This is a genomic window from Paenibacillus sp. N119s, from assembly GCF_059447605.1.
The window spans coordinates 1-674 of record NZ_JCAJRU010000484.1; the positions used below are offsets into that span (position 1 = coordinate 1).

Below are 674 nucleotides of genomic sequence, written 5' to 3' on the forward strand. Positions count from 1 at the left end.
GGCGTTGTGCTGCAGCGGTATAACAACAGCCGGGATGTGGTATTTGGCAGTGTCGTATCCGGCAGATCGGCAGATATTCCAGGCATCGACAAAATGATTGGGTTGTTCATTAACACGGTTCCTGTACGGATTCACAGTGAGAAAGAGATGACGTTTGCTGGACTGATGAAGCAGATCCAGGAGCAGGCACTGGTTTCCCGTGCCTATGAAACCTATCCGTTATATGACATTCAGGCCCTGACCGAGCAGAAACAGGACCTAGTCAACCATATTATGGTGTTTGAAAACTACCCCGTGGAGCAGCGCATGGAGCAGATGGGTAGCCGTGGCACGAATGGTTTTACGATTGCCAATGCTTCTGTGTCGGAGCAAACAAACTATGACTTCAACATTACGGTAGTGCCTGGCGATGAAATCCATGTCCATTTGGAGTACAACGCACAGGTGCTGGAACGTACAGCTGTAGAGCAACTCCGCGAGCATTTGCTGCATATGATTGAAGAAGCGATCCACAAACCAGATGCATGGGTGGATGAGCTGGAGCTCGTAACTGCTGCGGAAAAGGCAAAAATCATCGACGGTTTTGGATCCGTGGGCGTAGCTGCATGGAGTGATGAAAAGCAATCCGAAGGGGTATTCCACACCTATGTGGAAGAACAAGCGCAGCTTGTGCC

The 674-nt window shown here is 50.0% G+C and carries 1 protein-coding gene; it reads left to right on the plus strand.

Annotated elements, in window-relative coordinates:
* The coding region (locus tag AC5V8P_RS25895) for a condensation domain-containing protein (RefSeq protein ID WP_495474096.1) at nucleotides 1-674 on the plus strand (674 nt) is incomplete at both ends.